Source organism: Mesotoga sp. UBA6090, from assembly GCF_002435945.1.
Lineage (GTDB): Bacteria > Thermotogota > Thermotogae > Petrotogales > Kosmotogaceae > Mesotoga.
Genome location: NZ_DIXC01000074.1, coordinates 17,067 through 33,381, shown reverse-complemented (window position 1 = coordinate 33,381; position 16,315 = coordinate 17,067). Strand labels below are relative to the sequence as shown.

The window sequence follows — 16,315 nt, the reverse complement described above, 5'->3', positions numbered from 1 at the left end:
AAACGCTTTCTTGCAAGGACTGAAATGATGAACAATGCTTACGAGGCTTTCAAAGCACTCAAAATAAGACCACCGGATCTGCTCAAAGAGATTGCATATTAGACCACTGTGGTGGTACGTCTGTTTTTCTTTTCATTTTTTCCCTTGTTTGGCTGTTTGCAGATTCATTGCTGTCAAAGTTGAGTTCTACACAAGTGCAGAAACATGCTTTCAGAGAACGAAGACAAGAAAACTCAATAGCGAAATGCACAGCGGATTTTTGATGTCGGTTTGTCAAACCCATTTGCTAGACTATTTGAGAGGTGAACCTGTGTGAGAGAAAGAAAAAGCTTTGATTTTGACGAAGTGGCAATGACATATTCACAGTACAGATATCCCAACGAAAAGCTGGTAGAACATGTTTTCAACAGAGTCAGGTATGCCGACAGAATTCTGGAAGTTGGCTGTGGCACTGCTGATTACTTGAGTATCCTTTCGGAACTTCTTCATGCGCGTGGATTCGGGTTTGACATCAGCCCTTCAATGATTATGGAGGGCACAAGGAAGAATCACAGAGTTGAGTTAAAGGTCGCAGATGCAGATCAGTCCTTTCCATATGAAGATTCACGGTTTGATTTTGTCTTCAATGTCAATCTTGTTCATTACATTGCCAATCTGGAGAGCCTCTTCGAAGAGAGTTTCAGAGTGTTGCAGAATGATGGAAGCGTGCTCACAGTTACTGATTCCTGCCAGGATATTTGTGAAAGAACACTAACTTACTATTTTCCTGAAACACTTGAGATAGACAAGGCCAGATATCCTGGTAACTCATCAATAACGTCTGCGATGAAGAAAGCCGGATTTGAAGGAATATACACTACAAAAGTCAAGACTACTTTCGAATTCAAGAAGAAGCATTTCGAGCAGTACAGAAATAAGGCATATTCTGCACTAAGATTAATGTCAGAGGAAGGGTTCGAAGAAGGTATGAAAAGGCTTGAAGAGGATATGAAACACGGTCTCGTTATAGGGAAGAAAGCTTACACTCAGATTTGGGGCATAAAGATAGCTAAGAGAGATTTCGATCTCCCGACAATTTTTGCTGTAGGCTTCAATGATGAAAGTTCCAACTGAAAATCTTGGGAGGTGCATTGGTGAAAAAACTACTGTTGATTTCATTGATTTCAACTCTTGGAGTTTCAGGTTTTTCTGTTGCAGTCAGCGTCGGAATTGGCTTCAATCTAGATATGTCTTCCGGTTCGGTCGTAACCCCTTTCTTTCTGCAATTCGCGGCTGGGGTACCCCTGGTACAAGGGATAATCCACTCTTACATCTTCTCGTTCAACTGGTCAAGCCTTGTGGTTAAAGGGTTCAGCATCCTTGAACATACGTACTTAGGACTTCAAACGAGAATCCCGATATACAAGCGTCTTTACGTAAAGGGGCAGCTTTTCTGGTCCCTGAATCACATCTTTGCTGTTGCAAGTGGAGATCGAGCGATCGCAGGCACTCCTCTGTATTCAAGAATAGGATTTGGAAGCTATTTCTCAAAAGTAGGTCTGGATGGTGGCTTTGATGGATACTGGCAGCTCGATCCGGTCAGTACTGTTCCGTTTGCCAGGCCATTTATCTCCGTGGACTACACCTTTTGACGATGGCTTTCTTCGTTTGCTCTCAATGCGGGCGCAAGTACCCCGCTGAATCGAAAGCCTTCAGATGCGATTGTGGGGGCGTCTTGGATTTGGAATACGATTCGCGCTTTCCTGTTAAGGAGATAGAAAAACGCCCTCCCAATATGTGGCGCTATCGGGAGGCCCTTCCGATAGAGTTTGATCGGTCTATCATATCTATGTCGGAAGGTTTCACTCCATTGATCGAAGAGGAAATATGCGGACGGAAGGTGCTGATTAAGCAGGACCATCTCTTTCCTACAGGTTCCTATAAGGATAGAGGGGCAAGCGTGCTCATAAGTTACGCCAGAGAGCACTCGGTTGAATCAGTTGTTGAAGATTCGTCGGGAAATGCGGGATGTTCGATTTCTGCCTATTCTGCCAGGGCAGGCATATCTTGTGAGATATTCGTTCCCGAACGGACTTCAGCGGGAAAACTAGATCAAATCAGAGCATACGGTGCCAGGTTAAGGTTGATTAGGGGTTCCAGAGAAGATACTGCGAGATCTATTCTCAAAGTTGCGAGTGAAAGGTTCTACGCAAGTCATACTTACAATCCGGTCTTTCTTCACGGAACAAAGACTTTTTCTTTCGAGATTTGCGAGCAACTAGGCTGGAAGAGCCCAGATGCGATTGTTCTTCCAGTGGGAAACGGGACCTTACTTCTTGGAGCGGCGATAGGATTTTACGAAATGAAATCTGTGGGAATAATCGACAGTATTCCAAAGATTGTTGCTGTACAGTCGGAGAACTGTTCTCCGCTTTTGCAGGCGTTTTGCATGAGGCTGAAGCATCCAGTGCTGGTAGAAGCAAAGCCTACGGTTGCAGAGGGAATTGCAATTGAAAGACCGGTAAGAGGATCCCAGATACTTAGAGCAGTTAGAGAAAGTGGCGGATTGTTTCTTGGTGTCTCAGAAATGGAGATAAAAGAAGCCCGAAGTGAAATGTCCAGAAGAGGTCATTTTCTGGAGCCAACTGCAGCGGCAACAATAGCGGGACTGAAGAAGTACATAGCTTTCTCAGATCCTAGTGAGTGGATCGTATCTGTGTTCACTGGTCACGGGCTCAAAACAGGATGAGGGCAACACAGATCCTCCATGTGAAAAGAATTGGGGTAAAATGCGACGGTCTCTCTTCGACAGTCAAGCTATCCTTCAAGGGAGCATGACCTACGATGTTTCTTCTTGAAGACCGGTAAGATAGGACTGTTGCTCGAGGGACTGACGGTTTTGGATCCCAGTTGTGTGAAGCTTGACAGATCGAAATCAACTGATGGTTTCAAAAGTTCTTTTGTGAAATAAGTCTTTAACATCAAGCTATGCCTATATTGCGTTGACCACCTGACTCACGGGTTATATAATCAAAGTAGGAGGTGGTTAAGTTGTTTTGGGATCCAACGTTCATAATTCTTATTCCCGCAATTATCTTGGCAGCTTACGCCCAGTTTCTTGTTAGCTCGCGGTTTTCTCAGTATTCGAAAGTTAGGTCTACCTTCGGGTTTAACGGCACTCAGTTAGCCAGACAGCTTCTTGATAACGCTGGGCTTTATGACATTAAGATAGAGAGAATAAGAGGCAATCTTACTGATCACTATGATCCAAAGAAGAGGGTTATACGATTGTCAGATGCAACTCACAACAGCACATCGATAGCGGCCTTGGGAGTGGTTGCGCATGAAATCGGCCATGCAATTCAAGACAAGGAAAAATATGCACCGTTAGTTGTTCGCAATGCAGTGGTACCTGTTGCACAGATTGGCTCTTCTCTCTCCTGGATTATCTTCATAATTGGGCTTCTGATGGTATCACCGATTCTAATTAGAATCGGAATCGTTGTCTTCTCAGCCTTTGTGTTTTTTACGCTGGTAACACTACCGGTCGAGTTCAATGCGAGTTCCAGAGCTAAGCAACTTCTTGCATCTATGGGAATGCCTTCGAAAGAGCTGAAGGGTGTGAGCTCCGTTCTGGGAGCGGCAGCGATGACTTACGTTGCGTCTGCCGCTACTTCGATTCTTCAGTTACTCAGAATGCTGGTGTTGTCGGGTGCTGGAAGAGATTGATTCAGGATGCTCGTTCCATAGCATTACAGACTCTGTCATTCTTTGACGCAAACGGTTACATTTCTTTCAAGAAGGTGGAGATAGCTCTCTCCACCCTTTCTTCAAAAGACCGATCTTTCTGTATAAACTTGATCTACGGAGTTCTGAGAAAGAGAATCAGAATCGACTATGAACTTGCTCGTTTCTTACGCAAGCCCAGCAAAGTTCCATTGGCGGTGAGAAATGTCTTGAGGATGGGGGTATTTCAGATCCAATTCCTGGACAGTGTACCTGAATACGCATCAATAGATTCTTCAGTGAACCTGGTGGGAGTAAAGGAGTTCAGAAACCTCGTGAATGCAGTTCTCAGAAAAATCGCAGATTCCGGTCCTTCGAGGGAGCAACCGTTCAATGTCACTTATTCCCACCCGGAGTGGCTTGTGAATTATTGGAGGGATGTGGAGTGGATAGAAAATCTTGAAGAGCTTCTGGAGTACAACCAAACACCTCCAGTACAGACGGTTATCGCTTCGGGCCGAGAGGATGAATTGGTCAGAAAGGGGTTTGTCTTTGATAGAAGTCAATACTCGGATCTTATTAATGTCTTTCAAAGAGGCGATTCTATGGACAAGCTCGAAAACGTTGATGAGGTTGAGTATATCCTTTCGGGAGTGGGTGTCCCAGTAGCAAAGCATAGTGGTAGCCTTACGGGAAGAATAAATTCTATGCCTTGGCTTTTCCATTCTCTGGGCCTCAACGCCTTTACAGCGGCTTTTCAGAAGGCGAAGGAGTTGCTGAGAAGCTTTTCGAAAGAGCACGATGATTTTATCTACTATAGCCAAGCAATGACCGAGGAGGAGAACAACAAGGCTCTGAATTCTTTGAGTGATTTCCAGCCGGTTAAAATGGAAGAGTTCTTCACAAGACGAGGAATTGCTTCTAAATTCGACGGCAGCGGCTACTGGCTGCAACCATGGAAAGCACCACTTGTCAGTTATGTGGCCAGGCTTAGGAGAGCAAGATGAAAGACATTCTTTCGCTAGGTCTTGACGAGCTGAGAGATCTGATGCTTTCTATAGAAGAATCTGCTTTTAGAGCTAGCCAGATCTTCAACTGGGTCTACAAGAAAAGAACTCTGAGCTTTTCAGAAATGATGAACCTTCCCAAGGGTCTTCGAGGAGAACTATCAGGATTACTGTACTTCCCACCAATGGAGGTGGTTGAAAAGCAGGTTTCGAAAGACGGTACAGAAAAGTTCTTGTGGAAACTCGAAGATGAAAATCAAATTGAGTCCGTTGTTTTGAGGCATCCTCGACATGTTACTTTCTGTATCTCTTCTCAGGTAGGTTGTCCTTTGAACTGCTCTTTCTGTGCAACGGGAGCGGGAGGCTTTTCTCGGAACCTTTCGACCGGTGAAATTGTCTCTCAGGTAATCCATATGGAAAGAGCTGTTGGCAGACCCGTCGACAACATTGTCTTCATGGGAATGGGTGAGCCCTTTCTCAATGAGAACAGTGTATACAAGGCAATTGATATCCTTCATGATCCCAGAGGCAGAAATCTTGGGTTTCGGCGTTTCACAATATCCACCGCTGGAATACCCGAAGGAATAAAGAAACTTGCCGATTCAGGAATGGAAATCCGACTTTCAGTTTCACTTCACAGCGCCAAAGATGGTTTAAGAAGCTCGTTGATGCCAGTAAATAGGATGCATTCATTAGATTCGCTGAGAGAAGCACTTGTGTATTATCAACAGAAGACTGGAAACAGAATTACCTTTGAATATGCCTTGATAAGTGGAATGAATGACACAGTCGGAGATGTTGCACAGTTAATCAAATACCTTCGAGGAATTAAGTCTTTTATAAATATAATACCTGTGAACCCTTTCAATCCGGACTTCGAAAGACCTTCAGATCAGAAAGTTGCAGATTTCGAGGAAGGCTTAAGGGCCGTTGGATTTGAGAGTGCAGCAAGACAGGAAAAAGGCACAGACATTGATGCCGCTTGCGGCCAGTTAAGGCAGAGAAGAAGGGGGTAAGGCTTGGAAAGACGAAAAGGAGTAGTGGTTAGATTCGGAAGCAGGAATATGGAAGTGGTGGACAACGAGATAGGCGGGAGGCTTGTGTGCACGATGCCAGGTCGGTTCAGGATGCAGGGGATTAGACCGATTGTCGGTGACCGAGTTGAATACTCTTTAAGTGGTACCGGGCAGGGTCGAATAGAAAGTATTCTCCCCAGAGAGACGGAGCTTTCGCGTCCACGAATCTCGAATATCGAGCAGATATTGCTAGTACTTTCATTGAAGAAACCGGCAGTTCAAAATCTAATTACAGATCGTTTCCTGGTTCTTGCCGCGTATGTTAAATTGCCTGTTATTATAGTAGTCAACAAAATTGATTTAATTAACAATGCGGAATTCGAAGGATTTTCAGAAATCTATGGTGAATACTACGAAATCTGTCCAGTCTCTTCTAAGAAAAGAATCAACCTTGATCGTCTCCAAGAAGTGTTGAAAGGTAAGATAAGCGTTATGGCCGGCATGTCAGGAGTGGGGAAGAGCAGCATCCTCAATTCTCTTAACCCGGGACTTAAGCTCAGAGTCTCGGAGATTTCAAGGGGTTCGGAGAGGGGCAGACATACCACCTCTTATGTTGAACTCCTGCAATTCGAGTTTGGAGGATTCATAGCAGATACTCCTGGTTTTGCAAATCTTGAATTGCCCGAAATTGTTCCAGAAAGCCTGGGCAAGTGTTTTCCGGAAATTGCCCAGGAACGGGGAATGTGTGCATTTTCAGATTGCGTCCATGTGGATGAGCCTGGATGCTACGTCAAGGAGCTTGTAGAAGCAGGTTCCATTCACAGTAGTCGCTACGAGAGTTATTTGATTATGTATAATGAATTGAAGGAAAGAGAACTAGAGAAGGGAGGACGAAAATATGGCTAGAATCTCTCCCTCGATTCTCGCGGCAGATCTTACTGAACTTGCCAGTGAAGTCAGAAGAGTCCGCGATGCTGATTACTTGCACATAGATGTTATGGATGGAGTGTTTGTTCCAAATATAACTTTTGGGGTGCCTATCATGGAAGCCCTGGGAAGACTACATCATCCTCCACTTGACGTTCACTTGATGACAGAGGATCCTTCTAGATACGTGCGGGAGTATGCCGCTTTAGGCGCAAAGAATCTGCACGTTCATGTTGAAGGTAACTATCATCTTCACAGACTTCTTGGACAGATAAGAGAAAGCGATTCAAAAGCATTTGTCGTTCTGAATCCATCTACGCCTGTATCCTTTCTTGATGAGGTTCTTTCGTTTGCTGATGGTGTGCTGGTTATGACCGTAAATCCTGGGTACACCGGCCAAGAATTCATACCCGAAGCTGCTAAAAAGATTGACATTCTAAATCGTATTCGAAATGAAAGGGATTTGAAGTTTGAAATTGCAGTGGATGGAGGAGTGAGCCTAGACAATGCTCAAGACCTTGTAAATAGAGGCGCAGACATCCTTATAATGGGTGCTGCAGTGTTCAGATCAGAAAATCCGTCTATGGTTGTAAAGAAAATCAGGGAGCTTAGAAGGTGAAGCTCTACTTAGTAACTTCTAATGAAAACAAACTGAAAGAGGTGCGTCTCATTCTTCCTGCAGGATTTGATGTTGAATCTATTGAAACAATCGCTCCAAAGAAGGATATCGTTGAAGATTCAGCAACCTTCTTCGGAAATTCACTGAAGAAGATCGAAGCTTACAAGGATCTTGGAGTACCACTTCTTGCGGATGATTCAGGACTCGTGATCGATTCTCTTGGAGGATTTCCTGGAGTGAATTCTGCGAGATTCATGGAGAACAGTCACTACTTGACAAAGATGCAGATCATTCTTGATAGAATGGTGGACGAAGAAAACAGAGCAGCTCGATTTGTCTGTGCTGCCCTGTTTTATGATCCTTCAAACGGCGTTTTGGTTGGAGTTGAGGGAAAAGTCGACGGAATTATTGCAAGGAAACAAAGCGGTGAAAGTGGTTTCGGCTATGATCCGATATTTGTTCCCCAAGGTTATTCGCAAACGTTTGGTGTTCTCGGGGATTCGGTAAAAAAGGAGCTTTCACATAGAGCTAAGGCATTCAAGAAGCTCTTTTCGCTTGTTTACCTTTATACCGGGAAAAAATAAACAAAACTATTCCAGTAATAAGTAAGATTACTGAGACCGCTTTGGCTGTTCTCATATCGGTTTGACCTATGTAAAGGCTATCTAACCTCAGGCCTTCAATGAAAAATCTCACAATAGAATAGAAGACCATGTAAAGAGCGGTTACTTCTCCATAATTCTTTCTCTTCCCCAAATACCAGTATAGTACAGCGAAAATGGCTACATTTGCCAGGCTTTCGTAGAGAAAGGTTGGATGGAAGTATTCAAATTCGGAGTAACCCGGCATCCGGTATCTTAAAGGGACGAACATCTTCCATGGGAGATCGGTGGGCGATCCGTATGCCTCATAGTTAATGAAATTCCCCCATCGACCAATGGCCTGAGCCAGAGGTAATACAGCTGTGAAAATATCCGTTGCCTGTAGGAATTTTAGGTTTGCTTTCTTTCTGAATGTGACGTAGAGAGATGTTACCAGAAGAGCGGCGAAAAAAGCCCCGTGAATTGCCAGTCCTCCGTCCCAGGTCCTGAAAATGCTCCAGAAATCCCCCCTGTACATCTCATAATTGAAGACAACATAGTAGATTCTGGCGCCCAACACCCCGAAGATTATGCCAATGAAGACTGCCTCAATCATGTAATCTTCCTCTATTCCTTCTTTGAGGCCCTGATGCCTTCCTAGAACATAAGCAACAATTATTGCTGTTGCAATCATTACTCCATACCATCTGATAGAAAAGGGGCCAAGACCTTCGACAATAACGGGATTTAGTATCAGCTCTCCGCTGAATACTGCTCTCAAAAAGAAAAACAGCGCAACTGCAGAGGCTGCAGCCACTGAAATTAGAACGACTCTTTTTTTCATATCAACCCCCTCTTTTTGACTTGCCAACAACGTTACGTGTAGAACAGATCTCCAATCACAAAAGAGCTGATTGCCTATTCCGTAGAAAAGTCCTCCACGGAATCACTTTCGCTGTCTTTCTCTTCCTTTTCAAGCGATGGTTCCATTTCGCTGATTGCAGCGCGCTCAATTACTGCGTCCAGAACTTTGTTTCTAATGATGGTTGAGACAATGTCTTCCTTGATGTCTTCACGAGAATTAACCATCTCTCTTGCCCTGTCGGCAGAGATGCCCCAGTACGGTGCCATTTCCTCCGCATAAGCCTCGATTTCTTCTTGTTCAGCTTTGAAGCCTTCCTTCGAAGCAATTTCGTCGATGAATCTTGACCTTTTTATCTCGTCGAAAACTCCGCTTCTGAAGTCTTCCAAAAGCTTCTCTTCGCTTCCTGCCTGTTTCAAGTAGTTATCGTAGCTCTTTTCTTTCTTCGAGTTCTCTATTGTCCTCTGAACAAAATAATCGAGCGTCGAGTCGGAGATTTCGATTTCAACAAGATCATTGATCTTGTCCATAGCCTGTTGCCTCAAGAAGTCCTTCTGCCAATTCAGGAAGGATTCCACTCCCTCCTTTTCGACAATCCGCTTGAGCTCTTCTAGAGAATTGGCCTCGGCATTTACCGTCTTTGCGAATTCATCGTCAAGATCTAGTGGACTCTTGCTGAGAACATCCAATATTTTGACCGAATAGAAGTATTCATTATCTGAGTCCTCGAACGTTCTGTGAAATTCAACTACGTCCCCCTTTGTTTTTCCAATTACATTCTTGACAATCGGTCTGTCGTCTTCAGGAGCAACGCTAAGCTCCTGAACTTTGTTTTCAGCTATTTTCTTGCCACCCTTAATTATTGTGTATTCTATCTTGACTATGTCACCAATTTTGACCGGCCCCTCTTTAGGCTCTACAATAGCGTGTTCGTTTCTTAGTTCTTCGAGTCTATTGTTCACATAATTGAGTATCACTTCATCCTTCTTGGGGATTCTAAGATCAAGGTTTTCATAGTCAGAAATCTTTACTTCGGGATCTCTGTGAAGCTTCACTTCAATTCTTGCACCTTCTCCCTCCATCTTCTGTTCGGTTATGACTGCTGGGATTAGGATTTTCTCCTCTTTTAGCTCTTCCTCGATTTTATCTGAGAGCGCCTCAAGAACCATCTCTTCAAAGCTTTCCGCAAGGAAATTTCTTACTATGTTCAGCGGTACCTTTCCCTTCCTAAAACCCGGTATTGTGTACTGCTGATTCACATATCTGGCAACGTCCATTTCTGCCTTCCTAACCTCTTCCGAACCAAAGGAAAAGAGAAACGTTTCAACATTCTCTTCTTTCTTCACGAAGTTTTTCTCCACTAGGAATTACCTCCATTCAGTTACTGGTTTTATTTATGTCGTCTAATTATATGTATCTGTCGATTTTTCGCGGTTAAAGAGATGTTATAATTAGTCTTTATTCTCACTCGAGTTCAATCAACTCGCACTTAAGATTATTCGGATCAATTATGACAACTGTCGGTCTTCCAGTTAGATAGCCGCAGCTTTCACCAGGATTTACGATCACAGGACTGGAATCCAGTCTAATATCGAGGTTATGTGTGTGGCCGTACAAAAGAAAAGAACCTCTTATTGTGTCTTTCAGTCCGAAAGGCTCATGCATCAGAATAACCCTATGTCCGTTTACCTCGATCTCCTTTGGGCCTTTGATTAGGGAGTTCCCAAGCACGCTCTTGAGGCCAAGCAATTCTCCATCATTGTTTCCAATAACCACATGTAGTTCTCCTCTAAATCGAAGTAGCTCTCGAGCAGCAAAAGGAGATACGAGATCTCCGCAATGAAAGAGAACATCAACTTCTCTGTCAATTGCGAGACTCACAGCTTCGGCTATTCTTGCCATGTTGTCGTGAGAGTCCGACATTATCATCCATTTCATGTAACTCACCTCTCAGTGATTCAATTTAGTGTTGAAAAGTAAAGGTGAATCGAATACAATTATAACTGCACGTGACCCAAGTAACAAAGGGTTTCGGATCTGGTTCCTGCGGAGGTTTGCTTGAATAAAAAGAGATTGGTAGTTCGCTTCTGCTGTGGAGGTCTCTTGAGATTTCTTTCCCACCAGGAAACCGTCACGGCAATTGAACGGACAATCAGGAGATCTGGGTTGCCCGTGTCTTTTACACAGGGATTTCATCCCAGGATAAAAGTGAGTTATTCGCCAGCAATTCCAACCGGAGTGGCAAGTCTGGCACATTATGTTCTTCTTGAAACAGATGAAGAATGCAAAGACCCCGTGAGTCTGTTGAACTCCGCCTCCAATTACACCCTAGGTGCTCTATCGGCATGGTACTTGTCTTCCGACTACAAAAGAATTGAAGACTTGATTGATTCCTACAGAATGGTTCTCGTACTTCCTAAAGAGCTCTATAATCCTAACCTCTATGATGCAGGCGTTCAAGTCACAAAGAAGACCAAGAACGGTCAAAGAGAGCACATGGCCGGAGACGTCTTTCAGGATATCTCAGTAACCACCTTGAAAACTGTCTATATGGTAAAATATTCTCAGCCAGTAGACTCAATGGTTCCAGCGGAGGAAATGCTAAAGATTATGTCGAAAGAAGGTACCGCTTCTCATGAAGGGGTAATTGTTTTTGTAGAAGAAGGACTTCTTCGTGGAAAATATACTTCAAATATTCTGGATGAAATGGGAGGGATATGATATGTCCGGTCACAACAAGTGGGCAAATATCAAGCACAGAAAGGGCGCACAAGACGCCAAGAGATCGAAGGTTTTCACGAAAATCATCAGGGAGCTTATGGTCTCAGCAAGAGAGGGCGGTTCTGATCCAAATACAAACACCTCTTTGAGAACTGCTATAGAAAAGGCGAGAGCTGCAAATATGCCAAAAGACACGATGGAAAAAGCAATCAAGAAAGGTGCAGGAGAACTCGAAGGGCAATCGTTCTCTGAGGCTCTTTACGAAGGCTACGCCCCGGGTGGTGTTGCGCTTCTCATAAGATGTCTTACTGATAATAAGAATAGAACCGCACAGGAAATTAGGCACACGCTTTCGAAATACGGCGGCTCGATGGCTGAAAGCGGGGCTGTTAGCTGGATGTTTGAAAGAAAGGGAATCATTACTGTAGCAAAAGAACAGATATCTGATCTTGAAGAGTTCCAGCTTCTTGCTATTGAGGCAGGGGCCGAGGATATAAAGGATGAAGCAGATCCAATTGAGATAGTAACCTCTCCGGACTCTGTATCAGATGTAAAGGCTGCCCTCGAGGAAAACGGCTATTCATTGTCTTACGATATGAGTTACATTCCGAGTAACACACTGAAAGTTGAGGGTTCAGATGCTGGTAGGCTTTTTAAGCTTCTCGACATTCTTGAAGATAACGACGATGTTCAGGAGATCTACGAAAATTCGGATATCGATGAAGCCGAAATGGAGGCTCTCGCCGAGCAAATGGGTTGATCCTCCCTGCCCGTTTGGGCATCATGTGGAGTGATAATAATTGCTGTCTCTTCTTGGTATTACTCTAGCTTTGATTCTTGATCAAGTGAGCAAGTATTTTGTCGAGAATGGAATGACGTATTTTCAGCGGATAGATTTGGTCGGAGGGATTTTTGGCTTAAGATACGTGAGAAATACAGGTGTAGCATTTGGCCTTTTCAAGAATCAGGAGCCTTGGCTTCTGGCTTTTATTGCAATAGGAATCGTAGTAGCTATCGTAGCTGCGTCAAGTTTTCATTCCTCCAAACTATCCAGATGGGAGTCCTTCTTTGTTGGTCTGATTGTTGGTGGTGCACTTGGCAACAATCTTGTAGATAGACTGAGATTAGGACATGTTGTTGATTTTTTCGAACTGAAGGGGTTCCCTGCGATTTTCAATTTCGCAGATATGTGCATTGTCTTTGGTGCGGTTTTGCTTACACTTTCCGTATATCGAAGGGAGAAGCGTGCTTCAAGAGATAATAGTCTCCAGTCGTGAAGACGGCTGGAGACTTGATAAGATAGTCGTTGAGAAGGCTCCACCATGGGTTTCCCGCACATTTGTGCAGCGCCAGATCAAAGAATCGAAGGTTTTTGTGAACAGAAAACCTAGAAAGCCTGCTTACAAAGTGAAGTCTGGAGAATCTATCACTTTCGAGCTTCCTGACAAGCCGGAAGTACTCTCTGTAGAACCTGAAGAAATCCCTCTTAAGATTGTCTTCGAAGATCACGACATAATTGTCGTGAATAAGGATCCGGGTATTATTGTTCATCCTCTGCCTAGAAAACAGACGGGAACACTTGTCAATGCTCTTCTGAACCACTGTATGGATCTCCAGGGTATTGGAGGTGTTATGAGACCCGGTATTGTTCACAGACTTGATAAAGATACTAGCGGTGTAATAATCGTTGCAAAGAATGATCTCGCTCATGTGTCTCTCTCAAGTCAGTTCAAAAACAGATCGACTTCTAAGGACTACATAGCGCTTGTTAGAGGCAGGACCCCCATATCAGGTAAGCTTGATTATTCGATTGCCCGGCATCCTGTGAACAGACTTAAGATGTCGGTAAATGAAAACGGGAAGGAGTCCCTAACTTATTATCGAACTCTGAAGAACTTTTCCGAAATTGCCTCCTTGGTTCTTGTAAGTCCTAAGACCGGCAGGACACATCAAATAAGGGTTCATATGAAAGAAAAGGGCTTCCCGCTTCTTGGAGATGCCGTTTATGGCAAGGCCAGAGACGATGAGATATTCGGAGTAAGGAGGCAGATGCTCCACGCAGCGAGACTCACTGTCTCTCATCCACGCTCAGGGAAGAGAATGACTTTCATCGCCTCACTCCCTTCTGACATGAAGGAAGTAATAGTAAACCTCTCTGAATTGGTGACAAAAAGATGAAGACAGCTTTTTTGATCACAAAACACGAGTTGTTCGGTTCAGTTCTTGAAATTAAGGACACGACTGAAGAGTTGAAGAGGAGAGGCTACAGAAGATGTGTGATTCTTGATTCCTCTCTATCATCCTTTGTGAAGTGGCATTCCGTTCTCTCCAGTTCAGGTATAGTGACCGTGCCCGGTCTGAGTAAGGGAAACGAATACTGGATTGCAAGAAATGAAAGTGGTTTCAGGGAACTCCTCGGTAGCGCCATTCATGATTCTGATAACCTGATAAACGTGACAGGAAAGCCTCGTAATCTAGACAGTTCCTCAAAAAATCCAATCTGGGAGTGTCGCTATCTGGATCACCAAAGTGAGAGATTTAGAGTTTACACTTCGCTTGGATCTTCCATCGAAGCGGCGGATTACTCTCTGCCTGATGAAAAGCTTTATACTGAGATTGAGGAAGATCTTAATAAATTGCTCTCAAAACTACCTCGAGAATTCTATCTGCAGAAGATAAATCACGTTTTCCCGGTGCGATCATCAACGGAAGAGTTCTCTTCCCTTTTACGAAGAATCCTTGAATCGAAGAAATTGGAAGGCAGCTACTCTGCAAGGCTTGAAAGAGAGCTTTCGGTGATTCTTGCCAAAGATATTCAAGATTATTTCATGACGGTTTCAAAGATAGTTGAGATTGCAAAGAATAATAACTGCTGGATAGGTCCCGGAAGGGGGTCAGCCGTCGGTTCTCTTGTCAGTTATTTGCTTGGTATAACCCGCATTGATCCAGTTGAGGAAGAGCTTTTCTTTGAGAGATTTCTCAGTTTGAAGAGAAATGATCCACCTGACATTGATCTTGATGTGGATGATAAGTCAAGGCAGAAACTGCTGAATTTACTTAGTGAGCATTTCGGCCAGGACCATTTCTGCCTGATAAGTACTGCTTCAACTTTCAGTTTTAAAGGAGCGGCTCGCGAAATTGGAAGGAAGCTTGGAATCGATGGACAGAGAGTATCGAGACTAATAGAATGGAGCAAGGAGGGGCAACGGTTTCCATATGCATTTGAAAACGATGTCAATATGAAACAATTGTTTGAGATGTCGAAGCTAATCGTTGGGCTCTATTCAGGTTTTTCGATTCATGCGGCCGGTGTGATTCTCTCCGATACTCCTCTCACGGGACAGATTCCTCTCAGTTCCAGTGATAATCTGCCGGTTTCTCTCTGGGATATGGATTCGCTTAGAATTGTTGGTTTGCAGAAAATTGATCTTCTCGGTTTGAAAAACCTGTCCCTCCTGAAAGAAATGACAAAAGGTAGAGAACCATGGGACTACCCAACGAATAATTCCAAGACTTATGAAACACTTGGGAGAGGTTACACTGCGGGAGTATTCCAACTCGAAGCACCTTTTGCGACAAGGGTCGTCAGGTCGGTGAAGCCAATTTCGTTAAGAGACCTATCGATCTCCATAGCGCTTAATAGACCTGGTCCAATCAAATCCGGAGTGACAGAGCGTTTTCTAAAGCTCTCAAGAACTCCTTCAGAAATCGAGAAGATAAAGAATAAGGTTCCTGTCTTGGCTGAAACCGGTGGACTTCTAGTCTACCAGGAACAGGTCTTGAAGATTGCTGCAAGCATGCTCTCTCTAGAAGCTGATGACGGTGAGCTCCTTAGAAGAGCTCTTTCCAAGAAAAAGAAAGAAGTTGTCGATGGACTGCTGCGCAGTTCGCCTGTCTACCGTGAACTTCTTCCGGATAGAAGGGAAAAGCTGTACTCTTTCCTTCTCAATTTTGCTGGTTATGCCTTCAACAAATCTCATAGCCTTAGCTATGCAATGATTTCGTACTGGTTAGCGTATTTCAAAGCAAATCGTCCCGGGATTTTCTATCCGCTTATTTTGGCCGAACTTCCCCATAGCGGCCTGCCGCGTGTCGTTGCAGAGATAAGGGATCGGGGTTTGAAGCTATGTGCAGGAAATGAAGCTTCGGAGAGTTCCGGTTGTGTATCTATTTCCATTCCGAGACTCTTGAATAACCATGAACTGAAACCTGTTCCTTCTGAGGATTCTTTCTTCACATTTGTAAGAAACAACAGGTCGAAATACCAAGCTAGAGATCTTGAAAGGCTAATTAAAAGTGGTTATCTAGATGGTTTTGGTGAAAGAAACGAGTTGCTGAAGAAAATGAACGATGCTTTGATGGGAGTTGATCCCGAACTGAAATCTATCCGATCAGTATTCGGTTACAAGGAAGAGTCACAGGAAAAAAGGGAGAGAGACACGCTCATCGACCGGGCCATGATGGAAGTAGAGGCACTTGGCTTCAATTTTACAGAGATAGAACCACCAGATATTTCCAGGGAAGCGACTGATTTCGAGATAACAACGGCGCTTGCTTGTTTGAGAACAGGAATTGCGCCTTACAGGAGAGTAGACTATATGGGTAAGAGTTTCATTACGGACGGAAGATCATTTGTAGAGATAAGTAATCAAGTTCCTCTTCAAGGGTATGTTTTGTTCAAGAGTGGAAGACCTTTTGAGATGAAGGAGAGAATTGTGGAAGTCAACAGAGTATTCTTCGGACCAATTGAAAGAAAGTATCTTACCGATGCCACTGGAATAGAGAATGTGGTGGTCAAAACAGGAACTGCTCAGAAGGTGATACAAAAAGCGAAGCCTTTAGGCACTGATGCCGATGAGATAATTTGGAAATAGAGA

The 16,315-nt window shown here is 43.9% G+C and carries 17 protein-coding genes; 14 read left to right on the top strand and 3 right to left on the bottom strand.

Features of this window, described 5'->3' with window-relative positions; genetic code table 11:
• Positions 1–312 precede the first annotated feature (312 nt).
• The 9 genes from B3K42_RS12045 to B3K42_RS12005 all read left to right on the top strand — a co-directional run bounded on the left by B3K42_RS12045 (position 313) and on the right by B3K42_RS12005 (position 7,858).
• Positions 313–1,113, top strand: coding sequence for a class I SAM-dependent methyltransferase (locus B3K42_RS12045; protein WP_110990013.1), 801 nt, complete (start codon positions 313–315; stop codon positions 1,111–1,113).
• A 20-nt stretch (positions 1,114–1,133) separates the two neighbouring features.
• A complete protein-coding gene (locus tag B3K42_RS12040; protein ID WP_110990014.1) occupies positions 1,134–1,631 on the top strand; it encodes a hypothetical protein in 498 nt (165 codons plus the stop codon).
• 83 nt (positions 1,632–1,714) lie between these two features.
• A complete protein-coding gene (locus B3K42_RS12035; RefSeq protein ID WP_258367158.1) occupies positions 1,715–2,728 on the top strand; it encodes a threonine synthase in 1,014 nt (337 codons plus the stop codon).
• Between the two features lie 302 nt (positions 2,729–3,030).
• Positions 3,031–3,708 (top strand): zinc metallopeptidase, encoded by a 678-nt coding sequence (locus tag B3K42_RS12030; RefSeq protein WP_110990015.1) that lies wholly within the window; start codon positions 3,031–3,033, stop codon positions 3,706–3,708.
• Positions 3,705–4,712, top strand: a complete 1,008-nt coding sequence (locus tag B3K42_RS12025) for a transcription antitermination factor NusB (protein ID WP_258367161.1) — start codon at positions 3,705–3,707, stop codon at positions 4,710–4,712. The genes B3K42_RS12030 and B3K42_RS12025 overlap by 4 nt, the downstream gene beginning before the upstream one ends.
• Positions 4,709–5,728 carry a 23S rRNA (adenine(2503)-C(2))-methyltransferase RlmN gene (gene rlmN / locus B3K42_RS12020; protein ID WP_110990016.1) on the top strand — a complete coding sequence of 340 codons (1,020 nt, stop codon included), beginning with the start codon at positions 4,709–4,711 and terminating at the stop codon, positions 5,726–5,728. Before B3K42_RS12025 ends, rlmN begins: the two co-directional genes overlap by 4 nt.
• A gap of 3 nt (positions 5,729–5,731) precedes the next feature.
• Positions 5,732–6,634, top strand: coding sequence for a ribosome small subunit-dependent GTPase A (gene rsgA, locus B3K42_RS12015; RefSeq protein ID WP_220026559.1), 903 nt, complete (start codon positions 5,732–5,734; stop codon positions 6,632–6,634).
• Positions 6,627–7,274 (top strand): ribulose-phosphate 3-epimerase, encoded by a 648-nt coding sequence (gene rpe / locus B3K42_RS12010; protein ID WP_110990017.1) that lies wholly within the window; start codon positions 6,627–6,629, stop codon positions 7,272–7,274. The genes rsgA and rpe overlap by 8 nt, the downstream gene beginning before the upstream one ends.
• Positions 7,271–7,858: a non-canonical purine NTP pyrophosphatase gene (locus tag B3K42_RS12005; RefSeq protein WP_110990018.1), complete on the top strand. Its 588-nt coding sequence runs from the start codon at positions 7,271–7,273 to the stop codon at positions 7,856–7,858. Before rpe ends, B3K42_RS12005 begins: the two co-directional genes overlap by 4 nt.
• Here the strand turns inward: B3K42_RS12005 and lgt are convergent.
• From lgt to B3K42_RS11990, 3 genes are all read right to left on the bottom strand, one after another.
• Positions 7,812–8,699 (bottom strand): prolipoprotein diacylglyceryl transferase, encoded by an 888-nt coding sequence (gene lgt / locus B3K42_RS12000; protein ID WP_110990019.1) that lies wholly within the window; start codon positions 8,697–8,699, stop codon positions 7,812–7,814. The genes B3K42_RS12005 and lgt overlap by 47 nt on opposite strands.
• 74 nt (positions 8,700–8,773) lie before the next feature.
• Positions 8,774–10,078, bottom strand: coding sequence for a trigger factor (locus tag B3K42_RS11995; protein ID WP_110990020.1), 1,305 nt, complete (start codon positions 10,076–10,078; stop codon positions 8,774–8,776).
• Between the two features lie 103 nt (positions 10,079–10,181).
• Entirely contained in the window at positions 10,182–10,655 is a 474-nt protein-coding gene (locus tag B3K42_RS11990; RefSeq protein ID WP_258367164.1) for a metallophosphoesterase, read from the bottom strand.
• Between the two features lie 120 nt (positions 10,656–10,775).
• Between B3K42_RS11990 and B3K42_RS11985 the strand changes: the two genes are divergently transcribed.
• Genes B3K42_RS11985 through B3K42_RS11965 form a run of 5 tightly spaced genes read left to right on the top strand, consistent with a single transcriptional unit; the run spans position 10,776 to position 16,312 of the window.
• Entirely contained in the window at positions 10,776–11,438 is a 663-nt protein-coding gene (locus tag B3K42_RS11985) for a TIGR03936 family radical SAM-associated protein (protein WP_110990021.1), read from the top strand.
• A 1-nt stretch (position 11,439) separates the two neighbouring features.
• The gene (locus tag B3K42_RS11980; protein WP_110990022.1) at positions 11,440–12,198 is read left to right on the top strand and encodes a YebC/PmpR family DNA-binding transcriptional regulator; all 759 of its coding nucleotides are present in this window, start codon (positions 11,440–11,442) and stop codon (positions 12,196–12,198) included.
• A 40-nt stretch (positions 12,199–12,238) separates the two neighbouring features.
• Complete coding sequence (lspA, locus tag B3K42_RS11975; RefSeq protein WP_292598971.1) at positions 12,239–12,715, top strand: signal peptidase II; 477 nt, start codon at positions 12,239–12,241, stop codon at positions 12,713–12,715.
• A complete protein-coding gene (locus tag B3K42_RS11970) occupies positions 12,684–13,616 on the top strand; it encodes an RluA family pseudouridine synthase (RefSeq protein ID WP_292598968.1) in 933 nt (310 codons plus the stop codon). The genes lspA and B3K42_RS11970 overlap by 32 nt, the downstream gene beginning before the upstream one ends.
• The gene (locus B3K42_RS11965; protein WP_292598966.1) at positions 13,613–16,312 is read left to right on the top strand and encodes a DNA polymerase III subunit alpha; all 2,700 of its coding nucleotides are present in this window, start codon (positions 13,613–13,615) and stop codon (positions 16,310–16,312) included. Before B3K42_RS11970 ends, B3K42_RS11965 begins: the two co-directional genes overlap by 4 nt.
• Positions 16,313–16,315 lie beyond the last annotated feature (3 nt).